Annotated in this window: 15 protein-coding genes and 1 pseudogene; 2 read left to right on the forward strand and 14 right to left on the reverse strand. The window is 74.0% G+C overall.

The genetic code is table 11. The features are described 5' to 3' along the window. Positions 1–5 precede the first annotated feature (5 nt). Positions 6–2,501 (forward strand): aminotransferase class I/II-fold pyridoxal phosphate-dependent enzyme, encoded by a 2,496-nt coding sequence (locus E4P38_RS11445; RefSeq protein ID WP_135131932.1) that lies wholly within the window; start codon positions 6–8, stop codon positions 2,499–2,501. A 7-nt stretch (positions 2,502–2,508) separates the two neighbouring features. Here the strand turns inward: E4P38_RS11445 and E4P38_RS11450 are convergent, their stop codons facing one another. Continuing rightward, positions 2,509–2,823 (reverse strand): DUF4229 domain-containing protein, encoded by a 315-nt coding sequence (locus tag E4P38_RS11450; protein ID WP_135131933.1) that lies wholly within the window; start codon positions 2,821–2,823, stop codon positions 2,509–2,511. Next, on the reverse strand, positions 2,816–3,244 hold the full coding sequence (locus tag E4P38_RS11455) for an Lrp/AsnC family transcriptional regulator (protein ID WP_245160954.1): 429 nt from the start codon (positions 3,242–3,244) through the stop codon (positions 2,816–2,818). The genes E4P38_RS11450 and E4P38_RS11455 overlap by 8 nt, the downstream gene beginning before the upstream one ends. A gap of 95 nt (positions 3,245–3,339) precedes the next feature. On the opposite strand from E4P38_RS11455, the gene E4P38_RS11460 reads away from it, so the two are divergent. After that, the gene (locus E4P38_RS11460; RefSeq protein ID WP_135131935.1) at positions 3,340–3,558 is read left to right on the forward strand and encodes a hypothetical protein; all 219 of its coding nucleotides are present in this window, start codon (positions 3,340–3,342) and stop codon (positions 3,556–3,558) included. A gap of 1 nt (position 3,559) precedes the next feature. On the opposite strand, the gene E4P38_RS11465 is transcribed toward E4P38_RS11460, so the two are convergent. The 12 genes and pseudogenes from E4P38_RS11465 to E4P38_RS11520 all read right to left on the reverse strand — a co-directional run. Next, positions 3,560–3,820, reverse strand: coding sequence for a hypothetical protein (locus E4P38_RS11465; RefSeq protein ID WP_135131936.1), 261 nt, complete (start codon positions 3,818–3,820; stop codon positions 3,560–3,562). Between the two features lie 132 nt (positions 3,821–3,952). Further along, positions 3,953–4,918 (reverse strand): c-type cytochrome biogenesis protein CcsB, encoded by a 966-nt coding sequence (gene ccsB, locus E4P38_RS11470; RefSeq protein ID WP_135131937.1) that lies wholly within the window; start codon positions 4,916–4,918, stop codon positions 3,953–3,955. Beyond that, positions 4,908–6,503 carry a cytochrome c biogenesis protein ResB gene (locus tag E4P38_RS11475; protein ID WP_245160955.1) on the reverse strand — a complete coding sequence of 532 codons (1,596 nt, stop codon included), beginning with the start codon at positions 6,501–6,503 and terminating at the stop codon, positions 4,908–4,910. Before E4P38_RS11475 ends, ccsB begins: the two co-directional genes overlap by 11 nt. Continuing rightward, on the reverse strand, positions 6,500–7,309 hold the full coding sequence (locus tag E4P38_RS11480) for a cytochrome c biogenesis protein CcdA (RefSeq protein ID WP_135131938.1): 810 nt from the start codon (positions 7,307–7,309) through the stop codon (positions 6,500–6,502). The genes E4P38_RS11475 and E4P38_RS11480 overlap by 4 nt, the downstream gene beginning before the upstream one ends. Before the next feature lies 1 nt (position 7,310). Then, a complete protein-coding gene (locus E4P38_RS11485; protein WP_135131939.1) occupies positions 7,311–7,883 on the reverse strand; it encodes a TlpA disulfide reductase family protein in 573 nt (190 codons plus the stop codon). After that, positions 7,880–8,515 (reverse strand): histidine phosphatase family protein, encoded by a 636-nt coding sequence (locus E4P38_RS11490; protein WP_135131940.1) that lies wholly within the window; start codon positions 8,513–8,515, stop codon positions 7,880–7,882. Before E4P38_RS11490 ends, E4P38_RS11485 begins: the two co-directional genes overlap by 4 nt. After that, positions 8,512–9,843, reverse strand: coding sequence for a glutamate-1-semialdehyde 2,1-aminomutase (gene hemL, locus E4P38_RS11495; RefSeq protein WP_135131941.1), 1,332 nt, complete (start codon positions 9,841–9,843; stop codon positions 8,512–8,514). The genes E4P38_RS11490 and hemL overlap by 4 nt, the downstream gene beginning before the upstream one ends. After that, on the reverse strand, positions 9,840–10,289 hold the full coding sequence (locus E4P38_RS11500) for a hypothetical protein (protein WP_135131942.1): 450 nt from the start codon (positions 10,287–10,289) through the stop codon (positions 9,840–9,842). Before E4P38_RS11500 ends, hemL begins: the two co-directional genes overlap by 4 nt. Beyond that, the gene (gene hemB / locus E4P38_RS11505; protein ID WP_135131943.1) at positions 10,286–11,281 is read right to left on the reverse strand and encodes a porphobilinogen synthase; all 996 of its coding nucleotides are present in this window, start codon (positions 11,279–11,281) and stop codon (positions 10,286–10,288) included. The genes E4P38_RS11500 and hemB overlap by 4 nt, the downstream gene beginning before the upstream one ends. Then, the gene (locus E4P38_RS11510; protein WP_135131944.1) at positions 11,278–12,822 is read right to left on the reverse strand and encodes a uroporphyrinogen-III synthase; all 1,545 of its coding nucleotides are present in this window, start codon (positions 12,820–12,822) and stop codon (positions 11,278–11,280) included. The genes hemB and E4P38_RS11510 overlap by 4 nt, the downstream gene beginning before the upstream one ends. A 61-nt stretch (positions 12,823–12,883) precedes the next feature. Beyond that, a complete protein-coding gene (gene hemC, locus E4P38_RS11515) occupies positions 12,884–13,834 on the reverse strand; it encodes a hydroxymethylbilane synthase (protein ID WP_209309060.1) in 951 nt (316 codons plus the stop codon). Further along, positions 13,831–14,313, reverse strand: a pseudogene (locus tag E4P38_RS11520) (glutamyl-tRNA reductase); the annotation flags it as partial. The gene hemC and the pseudogene E4P38_RS11520, both read right to left, overlap by 4 nt.

The raw sequence follows: 14,313 nt of genomic DNA on the forward strand, positions 1-14,313 counted from the left end.
GCCTCATGGCGACACACGAGGACCTGCTGACCGCCGTCGACGAGGTCATCTCCGACGGGGTGCGCCGCGGCCTGCTGCACAACCACGTCGAGGACGACGAGCTGGACGGCCGGCTGGTGACCGTCGAGGGCCGCCGGCTGGTGAACTTCGGCTCCTGCTCCTACCTCGGGCTCGAGACCGACCCGCGGATGAAGGCCGCGGTCCGGGACGCCGTCGACCGCTTCGGCACGCAGTTCTCCTCGTCGCGGACGTACGCCTCGGCGCCGCTGTACCGGGTCGCCGAGGAAGAGCTCGCCGAGGTCTTCGGCCGCCCGGTCATCGTCGCGCCGTCCACGTCGATCGGGCACATCGCGACGATGCCCACCCTGATGAACAGCCGGGACGTGCTGCTCCTCGACCACCAGGTGCACCACTCGGTGCAGACGGCGGCCACGCTGGTGCAGGCCGGCGGGACGCAGGTAGAGCTGATTCCGCACTGCGACCTGCGCGTCCTGGAGCAGCGGCTGGAGACCCACCGCGACCGGCGGGTCTGGTACGCCACCGACGGGCTGTACTCCATGTACGCCGACTTCTTCCCGGCCCGCGAGCTCGAGGAACTCGCCGCGCGGTACGACAACCTGTGGCTCTACGTGGACGACGCCCACTCGGCGTCGTGGACCGGGACGCACGGGCGCGGGTACGCCCTCGAGCAGCTGTCGCCGGCGACGCTCGCGCGCACCGTGGTCGCCGCGTCGCTCAACAAGTCCTTCGCCGCGGCCGGTGGCGCGATCACCTTCCCCGATGAGGAGTCCCGCCGGCTCGTGGCGTCGGTCGGCGGCCCGCTGATCTTCTCCGGGCCGATCCAGCCCCCGATGCTGGGCGCGATCGTCGCATCGGCCCGCCTCCACCGCTCCCCCGAGCTGCCGGCCCGCCAGGAACTGCTGCGCTCGCGGATCCGGCTGTTCAACTCCCTCGCCGCCGAGGCCGGTTTCCCGGTGGTGGCGGAGTCGGAGGCGCCGATCCGGTTCGTCGGCGCCGGGGTGACGTCGGTGGCCTACCGGCTCACCGCGCGGATGCGCGACGCCGGCTTCTTCGTCAACACCGCTGCCTTCCCCGCCGTCCCGGCCAAGCGGGCCGGCGCGCGGCTGGCACTGACGCTGCACCACAGCGAGGAGGACATCGCCGAGGTCGTCGACGCCCTGGCCCGGAACCTGCCCGCGGCCATGGCCGACGAGGGCGCCACGGTCGACGACCTGCGCCGCGCCTTCGCCCGGCAGCTCCGCGGCCGCGACGAGATCCAGCCGGACCGCCGTCCCGCGCCGCCGGCCGTCCCGGTGCCGCGGGCCGCGCCGTCCGGGCTGCGACTTGAGCACGTGCGCTCGATCGCCGACGTCGACGCGGCGGAGTGGGACGCGCTCCTGGGACACCGAGGGGCCTTCGACGCCGCGGGATTGCGCGCTCTGGAGGAGGTCTTCGCGGCGCGCGGCGTTCCGGGTCAGGACGAGGACGCCTGGGCGTTCTCCTACCTCGTCGTCCGGGACGACGACGGGACGCCGGTGGCGGCGACGTTCCTGACGACGGCGCTGTGGAAGGACGACATGCTCTCACCGGCGCACATCTCGCTGGAGGTGGAGCGCCGCCGGGGCGGCGAGGACGGCGGCCGCTTCCTCACGTCGCCGATGGTCGGCACGGGGTCACTGCTGACCGAGGGCGACCATCTCTACCTGGACCGCACCCGCGACTGGCAGGGGGCGCTGCGGCTGATCCTGCAGGCGGCCCGCGTCGAGGAGGACGCCGCCGGCGCCGCCGCGGTGGTGCTGCGCGACCTGCCCGACGGCGACGACGAGCTGCACACGTTCCTGCTGGGCGAAGGCCTGCTGCGCCTGCCGGTACCCGACAGCTGGGCCCGCGAGGTGCGGTTCGCCGACGACGAGGAGTTCCTCGCCGGACTGACCCGCAAGCACCGGTACCACCAGCGCACCCGGGTCCTGGCCCGGGAATCGGCGTTCTCCGTGCAGGTGCTGGAGGGGGGCACCCCGGAAGCGGCGGCGCTGCCCGCGCTGGTTCGCGACCACCTGTACGAGCTCTACCGGGCGGTGCACGGCCACGCGTTCGAGCTCAACGTCTTCCCGCTGCCGCGGCGGCTTCTCGACGCCGTGCTGGCCTCGCCGGCCTTCGAGCTCGTGCTGCTGCGCCTGCCCGAGCTGAGTGCGGGCGACACGAGCGACGGCGTCGTCGGGTTCGCCGTCCAGCACGTCACGGACGACCACGTCGCGCCGGTGTTCGTGGGGCTGGACTACGACTACGTGCCCACCCACTCCAGCTATCAGGTGTTGCTGCTGCAGGCCCTGCGCTCGGCGCAGCGCCGGGGGGCGCGGCTGGTGCGGTTCGGAATGGGCGCGGACCTCCAGAAGGCCCGGTTCGGCGCCCGCCGGGAGAAGCGGTGGGCCTACGTGGCCGCGAGCGAGACCTACAACGCCGACGTGCTGGCCCACCTCGCGGAGAGCGTGCCCACACCCTGAGTGCGGGTCAGTCCGCCGCGGGCCCGCTCAACCGGGTGCGCAGTTCCGTCTTGGCCGCGCGACGGGCCACGCTGCGCGCCGCGAGCGCCTCGGTGAACTTGTCGCGTACCGGCTGGAGCACGAAGTACGCGACCGGCATGGAGAGCAGCGCACCGAACAGCAGGGCGGGGTAGCCGCCGAGGCCGACGGCCCACAGCAGCCCGATGAGCGCGGCGGCGATGGCCAGCCTGCCGCCCGTGTAGGCGAGCATCCAGGGCAGCACCTTCGGCGGCGTGGCCGGGCCGCCGGTCGGACTCGACGGGGTGGTGCTCGACTCAGCCATGACGGCCTTCCCACTTGGTTGAGAGAACGACGGTGGTGCGGGTGCGTGCGACACCCTTGATCCGGTTCAACGCGCCGATGGCGGCCTCGAGTGCCGGGATGTCGGTCACGCGCACCTTGAGGATGTACCCCTCGCTGCCGGCGACCCGCCAGCAGTCCTCGACGGCCGGCAGCGCCCGCAGCCCCTCCTCGACCCCCGTCTCGTCGACGACGTCGCTCTCGATCACGCTCACGAGCGCGGTCACGTCCAGACCGACGGCGGCCGGGTCGACGACGGCCCGGTAGCCGGTGATGACCCCGGCCGCCTCCAGCTTGCCCACCCGCTCGTGCACGGCGGGCGAGGAGAGCCCGACCTGGCGGGCGAGCTCGGCGTAGCTGGCCCGTCCGTCGGCGCGCAGCATGTCGATCAGCTGCCGGTCCACGGCGTCGATGGCTGGGTCTCCTGTCCCGATCGGCGACGGTTGAGCACCGAGTATCGCCGCGGACGTACGCTGAGTGCCGACGAGGGGGTGGAGCCGTGCCGTTCCTGGTGTTGCTCGTGGTGGCGGTCGTGGTCGTCGTGCTGGTCATGCGCGCGGCGGCAGCGCCCGGCCGTCCCGGAGGCGGCGTGCGTGGGCCGCGCGCGCCACGCCCGCGCCCGCAGCGCCCGACCCGGCCGCTCGCACCGGACGACGACCCGGAGTTCCTCCGCGAACTCGAGCGTCGGACCCGGCGGGACGACGGCTCCCTCTCCTAGCTCACGCGGCTGTGCGGGCCCCGAAGAACCGGCGCCAACCGCGGCGCGGGGCCGTCACGTCGTGCCCGGCACTCCTCGCTGCTGAGCCCTTCTGGGGCCAGCCCACCCCGCCCTCACCGGGCGGGGGTCCGGGCCAGCCGAGCCCGCCCTCGCGCACCGGCGCCGAGCCGTCGTGGCGGTGTGCGTCGGGGGCGCGGTGGGCCAGCGCGTCGGCGACCAGCGGGTGAGCGCCGGATCCGGCGGGCGCGTCGTGCTTACCCACGGTGAGTTCCGCTGCGCTGCTCGGGACGGACGTTCATGCAGGCATGGAAGCACGAGCCCCCGACATCCGGCACCTTCGCGCGCACGGTTCCCCCGCCGGGCTGATCACTGTCGGTGAGCGCCGAACGGGGGGTCAGACGCCGGCGTAGCTGTGCAACCCGGTCGAGACCATGTTCACGAAGAGCAGGTTGAAGATCATCACGGCCAGGCCGACGACGTTGACCCAGGCGGCCGGGCGGCCGCGCCACCCTGCGGTCGTCCGGGCGTGCAGGTAGGCGGCGTAGACGACCCACGCGATGAACGCCCAGGTCTCCTTGGGGTCCCAGCCCCAGAACCGGCCCCAGGCGGCCTCGGCCCAGATGGCGCCGGCGATCACAGCGAAGGTCCAGATCGGGAAGCCGAAGACGGCGGTGCGGTGGGCCACCCGGTCGAGCGCGGCGGCGGCGGGGAGCTTCGCGACGATGCCCGAACCCGGCGCCTCGCCGTCGGCCACCCGTGCCTCGTAGCGGGAGCGGACCAGGAACAGGATGCTGGCGATCCCGCTGACGAAGAAGATCCCGAACCCGATGATCGCCGTGGTCACGTGGATCGCCAGCCAGTACGACCGCAGCGCGGCCACCAGCGGGCCCGCGTCGGCGTAGAGGAACAGGCCGATCAGCACGAGCGCGAGCACGACCGGTGCGAGGACGAACAGCCCAAGGTGCCGCAGGCCGGGCGCGCGGACGGCTAGCACGGCGTAGGCGACCACCGCGACGAGCACCGTGGCCGTCGCGAACTCGTACATGTTGCCCCAGGGCAGCCGGTCGGTGGCCAGCCCGCGGAACACCAGGACACCCGTATGGGCGAGGACGCCCAGGACCGTGAGGCCCATCGCGACCAGGCCCCAGCGGCGCCCGCGGGCATCGTCGGCCGGCGGTGTCTCGACGGGCGGGACCTCGGTCGTCGCGCCAGCGGCGCCGGCCCCGACCAGCTCGGGCGAGCGGACCGGCCGTCGTCCGAAGGCCAGCTGCGCGCAGAAGGCGACGACGGCGAGCGAGTACAGCGCGACGGTGATCGAGAAGAGGCTGTCCGACAGGGAAGCCAGCGAGTCAGCGGTCACGTGGTCTGTCCTCCGGTTGCGGTGCGGGTGCCCGGGCGGCGAGCGCGTCGTCCAGGTGGTCGGTCAGCGCGGCGAACCGCGGGGCGCTCTCACCGCTGCCGCGCGTGAGCGAGGCGAGCGTCAGCACGGTACCGCCGCCTCCGGGGTCGGCGGCGACCCGGGCGAAGACCCGCTCGCGGCGCAGCAGCAGCATGCCGAGCAGGCCGGTCAGCAGGGAGATCGCCGAGACGAGCACCCAGACCTGGCCCGGGTCGTGCGACAGCTGCAGGGCGGCGAATTCGCGGTAGCCGGTGAGGGCGACCGTCGTGCCGTCCGGGAGTGTCGTCGACTCCCCGATCTCCAGGTTGGCCGCCGCGACGCGGTTCAGCCGACCACGGTCGATCTGGGAGGCGTCCAGGGAGTACACCGACTGTGGGATCCCCGAGTCCAGCCCCAGGTAGCCCTGGTAGATGACGACGGCGACCTGCGGGGCCAGCGGCCGGGGGTCGACCGACGTCAGGATGTTGTTCTGCACCAGGCCGGTCGGTGCGAAGAACCCCTCGAGCGCGAGCTGGTCGTCTCTGCCGCCGCCGAGATCGGGCAGCTTCAACGCCCCCTGGCTGCCGAAAGTGGAGTTGTCCTGCGGGAGGAAGGGCACCGACACGTCGGTGATCGCGGTGCCGTCGGGCTTGGTGACGCTGAACGTCGGGCTGTAGCCGTGCCCGGTCAGGTAGATGCGGTCGCCGTCCAGGCGCAGCGGTTCGTTGATCCCGATCGTCACCGGCCGGCCGTCCTCGCCGGGCGCGCCGTAGCGGATGTCAGCGGTGAACGACGCCGCCGTCAGGTTCTCCTCGTACTCCGCCGTGAACTGGTCGAGGTCGACGCAGAGTGGCGTGAGGTCGGCGCTGTCGACGAGCGGACCGTTGCGGTACGTGTCGTACTGCTGGAAGGAGTTGCAGAAACCCTGGCCCTCGGTCACCAGGATGCTGCCCTCGTAGCCCCAGAGCTTGCCGCCGGCCAGGCCGAGCAGCAGCGCCACCAGCGACAGGTGGAACAGCAGGTTGCCGGTCTCCTTGAGGTAGCCCTTCTCGGCCGAGAGCTCCCCGTCGGTCCGGACGACGCGGAACCGGCGGACCCGCAGCTCCTCCTCGACGACGTCGAGCGCCTTCCCAGCCTGCAGAGGCGTCGTCAGGTTGCCGGAGTCGGGGAGCCGCAGCAGGTGCCGCGGGGCCGGCGGCGGGGCGGCCCGCAGGGCACGGACGTGCTCGAGCGCCCGCGGCAGCACGCAGCCGATCAGCGAGATGAACAGCAGCAGGTAGACCGCGGCGAACCACGGCGAGCTGAAGACGTCGAAGAGGTAGAAGCGGTCCAGCACCGGCGCCAGCGACGGGTGCTCGGCGAAGTACTGGCTCACCTTGTTCTGCGACAGCGAACGCTGGGGCAGCAGCGAGCCCGGCACCGCCGCGAGGGCGAGCAGGAACAGCAGGACGATCGCGGTGCGCATCGCCGTGAGGCGCCGCCACCAGCGCAGCAGCAGACCGGCGACCCGGCGGGGGGCGGCCGGACCGGGTGCGGACACCCCGGCAGGCCGATCGAGCACCGTCACAGGACCGAGCTCCCCAGTCCGGTCGCCGCGAGCCACGACCGCAACCACTGCATCATCTCGGTCCAGACCCCCGTGATCAGCAGCAACCCGACGACCACCAGCACGGCGCCGCCGACGCGGGTCACCGTGCGGGCGTGCCGGCGCAGGAAGTCGGTCGCCCCCATGGCCCAGCGGGCGCCGAGTGCCACGACCACGAACGGCACGCCCAGCCCCAGACAGTAGGCCAGGCCAAGCACCGCACCACGGGTGGCCGTGGCCTCGGTGAAGGCGAGGGAGTAGACCGCGGACAGCGTGGGCCCGAGGCACGGCGTCCAGCCGAGTCCGAAGACGATGCCCAGGAGCGGCGCCCCGGCGAGCCCCGCGGCGGGGCGGGCGGACAGCCGCTTGGTGCGCTGCAACAGCGGCAGCCAGCCGAGGAAGCCCAGGCCGACGAGGATCGTGATCACCCCGAAGACCCGGTTGAGGACGTCGGCGTACTCCAGCATCAGCCGGCCGAGGCCGCCGAATGCCGCCCCGAAGGCCACGAACACCGCGGTGAAGCCCAGTACGAACAGCACCGCGCCGAGCACCATGCGCGTGCGGGGAGACCGCTCGTCGGTGCGCACGGCAGTGGCGACGGCGCCGGAACCCGCGGGCGCGGTCGCCGGCGCCGCGGTGCCGACGAGCCCGGAGACGTAGGCGAGGTAGCCGGGCACCAGCGGCAGCACGCACGGCGAGGCGAAGCTGATCAGCCCGACCAGGGCCGCCACCCCGGCGGCGACGAGCAGCGGGCCGTCGGTGACGAGCGACTGGAAGGTCTCGCCCACGTCACTCCTCCCCGAGGATCGACTCGACCACGCGGCGCAGGTCCTCCTTCGAGACGGTGCCGGTGTATACCGCGGCCACCCGCCCGTCGGGGTCCAGCACGATGGTGGAGGGGATCGCGTTCGCGGGATAGCCCCGGAACGCCAGCGCCACCTCACCGCGCGGGTCGTAGAGCGACGGGTACTCGATCCCGAACCGCTCGACGAAGGCGGTGGCGAACTGCTCGCTCGCCTCCTTGACGTTCAGCCCGAGGAACGCGACGCCGTCGTCCTTGACCTCGGCGTAGACCTCCTGGAACTCCGGGGTCTCCACCCGGCAGGGCGCGCACCACGATCCCCAGAAGTTGAGGACGGCGACCTCCCCGTCGAGCTCGGACGACGTGAACTCGCCGCCGTCGAGCAGCTGCCCGGAGAACTCGGGGGCCGCCGCGCGCTCGTCCGGCGGGATCACCTCGCCCGCGGGGGTGCCGGCGACGAACCGGAACTCCCCGCCGTTGTTGACCTCGACGGCGCCTGAGCCGGTCGAGCAGCCGGTGAGCAGCGCGCAGCCGAGCGCCGCCGTGACCACCCGCCTCATGCGCCGGGGACCGCGTCGGGATCGGTGGCGCCCGCGGGCTCGGCGTAGGAGATGCCGCTGAACCGGTCGCCGTCGTAGGTCAGCGAGGTGACGCTGGCCAGGCCGCACTGCCGATGGCGCGGGTCGTGGACGTACCGGCGTCCCTCGAGGTGCAGCCGCAGCGTCCAGATCGGCAGCTGATGGCTGACCAGGACCGCCTCGTGCCCGCGCGCGGCGGCCCGGGCGGCCTCGACGGCGGCCAGCATCCGGGCGGCGATCTCCACGTAGGGCTCACCCCAGGAGGGGCGGAACGGGTTGCGCAGCTTCCACCAGTGGCGCGGCTCGCGCAGTGCGCCGTCCCCGACGCCGACGCGGAGTCCCTCGAAGGCGTTGCCCGCCTCGATCAGCCGCTCGTCGATGGTGACCGGAAGGTGCAGCGCCTCGGCGATGGGCGCGGCGGTCTGCTGCGCCCGCTCCAGCGGACTCGACACCAGGTGCGTGACGTCCCGAGGCGCGAACCAGGCAGCGGCCTTCTCGGCCATCGCCTCGCCGTCGGTGGACAGCCGGAACCCGGGCAGCCGGCCGTAGAGGACCTTGCCGGGGTTGTGCACCTCCCCGTGCCGGAGCAGGTGGACGACGGTCTGCTCGCTCACGTGCTCACCTCGGCAGCAGCACGGGCAGCGGCGGGCAGCGCCTCCAGCACGCGGTCGAGGGCCTCGCCGGACAGCTGGGCGTTGACGAACCACGCCTCGAACGCCGACGGCGGCAGGTAGACCCCGCGGGCCAGCAGGGCGTGGAAGAACGCGGTGTACTGCGCGACGTCCTGGGTGCGGGCGTCGTCGTAGTTGCGCACCTGGCGCTCGTCGGGCACGAAGAAGATCGAGAACATGTTGCCCGCCTGCTGCACGCGGTGCGGGACGCCGGCGGCGAAGAGCGCCGCGCTGGCCGCACCCCGGAGGACGGCGGCGACCTCGTCGCAGTGCGCGTAGACCTCCTCGGTGCAGTGCCGCAGCGTGGTGAGCCCAGCGGCCACCGCGACCGGGTTCCCCGACAGCGTGCCGGCCTGGTAGACCGGGCCGAGCGGGGCCAGCTGGCCCATCAGGTCGGCGCGGCCGCCGAACGCGGCGGCGGGCAGGCCACCACCCATGACCTTGCCGAAGGTGAACAGGTCGGCGTCGACCGGGTCGAGGCCGTACCAGCCGGAGCGCGAGACGCGGAACCCCGTCATGACCTCGTCGAGGACGAGCAGGGCGCCGTTGGCGGCGGTGATGCGCCGCAGCCCGGCGTTGAATCCGTCCACCGGCGGGACGACGCCCATGTTGCCCGGCGCGGCCTCGCTGATGACGCAGGCGATCTGGCTGCCGCGGTCGGCGAAGACCGCCTCGACCGCGGCGAGGTCGTTGTAGGGCAGGACGACGGTGTCGGCGGCGGCGCCCGTGGTGACGCCCGGGGTGTCGGGGAGTCCCAGCGTGGCCACCCCCGAGCCCGCGGAGGCGAGCAGGGAGTCGACGTGCCCGTGGTAGTTGCCGGCGAACTTCACGATCAGCGGGCGGCCGGTGGCGCCGCGAGCGAGGCGGACGGCGGACAGCACGGCCTCGGTGCCGGAGTTGACCAGCCGTACCCGCTCGGCGGGCGCGACGCGGTTCCGGATCTCCTCGGCCAGGTCGAGCTCGCCCTCGGTCGGGGCTCCGAAGGACAGGCCGCGGCGCGCGGCTGCGGTGACCGCCTCGACGACCGCGGGGTGGGCGTGGCCGAGCAGCAGCGGGCCCCACGAGCTGACCAGGTCGACGTAGCGGCGTCCGTCGGCGTCGGTGATCCAGGGGCCGGAGCCCTCCACCATGAAGCGGGGGGTGCCGCCCACGGCGCGGAAGGCGCGCACCGGGCTGTTCACCCCGCCCGGGGTGATCTGCTGGGCGCGGGCGAAGAGGTCGGCCGAGACCGGGGCCTCGTAGGTGTAGGCGGAGCTGTCCAGCGAGGTCACGAGCCCAGTGTCCCCTGTGCATCGAGGAGCGCCGTGTACAGGGCGGCAGGGTCTCGTGTGGGAACGAGCACCGTGCGGCCGTCGGTGAGCTTCAGCGGCAGGCCGGTCCGCCCGCGGGGCAGCGACCAGCCGCCGCCGAGCACCGGGGCGCCCGCGTCGACGCCGGAGTCCACCGCCCGCAGGTGCTCGACGTCGATGTCGGAGAGAGCGACATTCTCCCGGCCGACCCTGAGGCTGCGGTCGTCCACCCGGACGGTCCAGATGCGCCGGGCCGAGAGGCAGCCCATCGCCACGATGCCCAGGACGACGACGAGCACCAGCGCCCAGACGAGCACCGGGATGTCCGGGCCGGGCAGGGCGACGTCGAACGCCAGGAACGCCGCGAACGCGGCCGCGACGATCCAGAACGGCCGCCAGGAGCCCCCGGGCTCGACGTACGCGGTCACCGGACGAGCCGGGCCGCCTCGACCGCCCAGTACGTCAGCACCGTGCCGGCACCGGCCCGCCGGATCGAGGTGAGCGTCTCCAGGATCGCCCGCTCGCGGTCGACCCAGCCGTTCGCGGCGGCCGCCTCGACCATCGCGTACTCGCCGCTGACCTGGTATGCGCTCACCGGCACGTGCACCGCGTCGGCGACCCGCGTGATGATGTCGAGGTAGGGCAGCGCCGGCTTGACCATCACCGCGTCAGCGCCCTCGGCGAGGTCCTGGGCGACCTCGCGCAGCGCCTCGTCGGCGTTCGGCGGGTCCATCTGGTAGGTCGAGCGGTCGCCGAACTGCGGTGCACCCTCGGCCGCCTCGCGGAACGGGCCGTAGAAGCCCGAGGCGTACTTGGCGGCGTACGCGAGGATCGGCGTCTCGGTAAAGGCCGCGCCGTCCAGGGCCCGGCGGATGGCCGCGACCTGCCCGTCCATCATCCCGCTGGGGGCGATGACGTGGGCACCGGCCCGCGCCTGCGCGACGGCCACCGCCGCGTAGCGGTCCAGGGTCGGGTCGTTGTCGACGATCCCGGCCGGGGTGATGACGCCGCAGTGCCCGTGGTCGGTGTACTCGCACAGGCAGAGGTCGGCCATGAGCACGAGCTCGTCCCCGAGGTCGGCCTTCAGCTGCTGCAGCGCGACGTTGACGATCCCGTCGGCGGCGTCGGCCTGCGAGCCCACCGGGTCCTTCTCGCCGGGGATGCCGAAGAGCATCAGCCCGCCGATGCCGGCCTCGGCCGCCTCGTGCGCGGCCTTCCGCAGCGAGTCCAGGGTGTGCTGGACGACGCCCGGCATCGAGGAGATCGCCACCGGGGCGCCGATGCCCTGCTTGACGAACACCGGCAGCACGAAGTCCGCCGGAGCCAGCCGCGTCTGCGCGGTCAGTCGCCGCAGCGCGGGCGTCGACCGGAGCCGCCGCCCGCGCGCGAACGGGTGGGCGGGCGACGGCGTGGCGGTCACGTGCCGGCCCCGTCCTCCGCGTCGCGGAGGGACTGCGCGTACTCGGCCAGGGCGTCGACCAGCGGGCCGACGGCCGCCGTCTCCGGCTGCACGTCCACGCGCAGGCCGAACTCCTGCGCGCTGGCCGCCGTGGCGGGGCCGATGACCGCGACGACCGTCTTGGCGTGCGGCTTGCCGGCGATGCCGACCAGGTTGCGCACCGTGCTGGAGGAGGTGAAACAGACGGCGTCGAACCCGCCACCCTTGATCGCCTCACGCACCGACGCGGCCGGCGGAGCGGCCCGGACGGTCCGGTAGGCCGTCACGTCGTCGATCTCCCAGCCGCGCTCCTTGAGCCCGGCGGCGAGCGTCTCGGTCGCGATGTCGGCGCGCGGGAGCAGCACACGGTCGATCGGGTCGAAGACGTCGTCGTAGGGCGGGAAGTCGGCCAGCAGGCCCTCACTGGACTGGGCACCCGCGGGCACCAGCTCCGGGACGATGCCGAAGGCGCGGACGGCGTCGGCGGTCTGCTCACCCACGCAGGCGACCTTCACGCCGGCGAACGCACGGGCGTCGAGGCCCAGCTCGGTGAACTTCTCGCGGACGGCCTTCACCGCGTTCACGGACGTGAACACGATCCAGCCGTAGCGGCCGGTCACCAGGCCCTTGATGGCGCGGTCCATCTGCGCCGGGCTGCGCGGCGGCTCGACGGCGATCGTCGGCACCTCGACCGGGACGGCGCCGTACGCGCGCAGCCGGTCGCTCATCCCCCCGGCCTGGTCCTTGGTGCGCGGCACCAGGACGCGCCAGCCGAACAGCGGCCGGCTCTCCCAGAACGACAGCCGGGCGCGCTTGTCGACGGCGGTGCCGACGGTGGCGACGACCGGGCCGGTGAACGAGTCGAGGCCGGCGGTCTTCTCGGCCACGGCGAGGAGCTTGGCGACGACGCTCTTCTGCGCCGTCCCCGAGCCGCCGGTCGTGACGACCACCGGGGTGCTGCCCGACAGGCCCCCCTCGACCAGCCGGGCGGCCGCGTCCGGCAGCTCGTCCGCGGTGCCCTGCAGCACCAGCGTGCCGCCGGCGACCGCGGCCGCACCGGCGAGGGCGGACAGGTCCACCCCGCTGCGCAGATCGGCGGTCACCGCGGTGCTGCCGAGGGCCACACCGGCGTAGGCCGGCACGGCGGTGGCCGTCGCGACGCCCGGCACGACGTCGAAGGGCACGGAGGTGCGGCCGACGGCGAGCACTTCCTTGACCACCGCGTCGGCGGTGTAGGGGTCACCGGCGACCAGCCGGACGACGACGCTGCCGTTCTTGGCTGCGGCGACGGCGGCCTTGGCCACCTCGGCGGGCTCGCCGACGGCTGGGGTCAGCTCGGCCTGCGGGTGTGCCTCGCGGACGGCGTCCTGGACCGCGACGGAGACGTCGGGGTCGACGAGGACGACGGCTGCCTCGGTCAGTGCCGCGGTCGCCCGGGCGGTGAGCATGCCGGGGTCACCCGGACCTGCGCCGACGAAGACGACCCGACCGGCAGTGCCGGAGGTCGCGCGGTTGCGCGTCATCGCGTGCTCCTGATCCTGGCCCGAAGGGCCTGTTGTGCGGGGGTCTGCATGGGGTGGCGGGTCACGGGGTGACCGCCATGAGCTCGGCCGCGCCGCGGTCGAGGAGTTCCGTGGCCAGGGCACGCCCGAGAGCGGCGGCCTCCAGGAGAGGCCCGGTGGCCGAGCCGCGGACGGCGTCGCTGCCGTCGATCGCGGTCACGGATGCCCGGAGGAACAGTTCGGGGCCGGTCTCGCCCTCGGCCACTTCGGCGTAGGCGGCCACCGGCGCACTGCAGCCGGCCTCCAGCGCGGCGAGGGTGCTGCGCTCGGCGACGACGCAGGCCCGGGCGCTGACGTCCTCCAGCCGGCCGAGCAGCTCGCGGGTGCGGGCGTCGCTGGTGCGGCACTCGACGGCGAGGGCGCCCTGTGCCGGCGCCGGGAGCACCTGCAGCGGGTCGAGGGTCTCGGTGATCGCGTCCAGCCGGCCCAGCCGGGCCAGTCCGGCACGGGCGAGGACGACGGCGTCGAGGTCCCCCGGGGCTCCACGACCGCCGACCCGCCCCAGCCGGGTGTCCACGTTTCCCCGGATCGGGACGATGTCGAGCCCGAGACCGAGCGCGCGCAGCTGGGCGACCCGGCGCGGTGCGCCGGTGCCGATCCTCGAGCCGGCCGGGAGCTCCCCGAGGGTGAGCCCGTCGCGGGCGACCAGGGCGTCGCGCGGGTCCTCGCGGCCCGGCACGGCGGCGATGATCAGCCCGGGCTCGGCCAGCGTCGGGAGGTCCTTGTAGCTGTGGACGGCGAGGTCGACGCTGCCCTCGGCGAGCGCGCGGCGGATCGCGGCGACGAACACGCCCGTGCCGCCGAGCTCCGCGATCGCCTCGGCGGAGCGGTCGCCCTCGGTCACGATGGGCACGAGCTCGACCGGCGTCCCGGTGGCCGCGGTGATCGCGTCGGCGACCGCCTGCGACTGGGTGCGGGCGAGCGCGCTGCCCCGGGTGCCCAGGCGCAGCGTCGACGTCACGGTGGCGGTCACGAGGCCTCCCCCGCTCGCAGGGCGGGATCGACGGTGACGGCCTCGGCGAGGGCGCCGTCCTCCACCTCGGCGTCGATGCCGAGACCGAAGAGGGCGCGCAGCGCGCCGGCGTAGTCGGTGTCGCCGGGCGCCGCGGCCAGTTCCTTCACGCGGACGGTCGGCTCGTGCAGCAGCTTGTCGACGACGCGGCGCACCGTGCGGGCTATCTCCGACCGCGCCCGTGCGTCGAGGTCGGGCAGCCGGGTGGACAGCCGCAGCAGTTCGGCGTCGACGACCTCGGCCGCCTGGCTGCGCAGCGCCGACACCGTGGGGGCCACGGCGGCGGCCTGCCGCTCGGCCCGCAACAGCGCGGTCTCGGCCTCGACGAGGGCGTGCGCCGCGGCGATGTCGTCGGCGGCGACCGGACCGGCGGTGGGCCGGCCGGGGGTCGCGGCGCGCTCACCCTGGAGCAGCGCCAGGTCGACGACGTGCACGAGATC

The sequence above is a fragment of the Blastococcus sp. CT_GayMR16 genome (assembly GCF_004570875.1).
In the GTDB taxonomy this organism is placed as follows: Bacteria; Actinomycetota; Actinomycetes; order Mycobacteriales; family Geodermatophilaceae; genus Blastococcus_B.

What these genes read in the sequence shown, in the direction of transcription:
- E4P38_RS11445 (WP_135131932.1), top strand. Translation starts at nt 6, where the DNA reads ATGGCGACACACGAGGACCTGCTGACCGCCGTCGACGAGGTCATCTCC.
- E4P38_RS11450 (WP_135131933.1), bottom strand. Translation starts at nt 2,823, where the DNA reads ATGGCTGAGTCGAGCACCACCCCGTCGAGTCCGACCGGCGGCCCGGCC.
- E4P38_RS11485 (WP_135131939.1), bottom strand. Translation starts at nt 7,883, where the DNA reads ATGAGGCGGGTGGTCACGGCGGCGCTCGGCTGCGCGCTGCTCACCGGC.
- E4P38_RS11510 (WP_135131944.1), bottom strand. Translation starts at nt 12,822, where the DNA reads ATGACGCGCAACCGCGCGACCTCCGGCACTGCCGGTCGGGTCGTCTTC.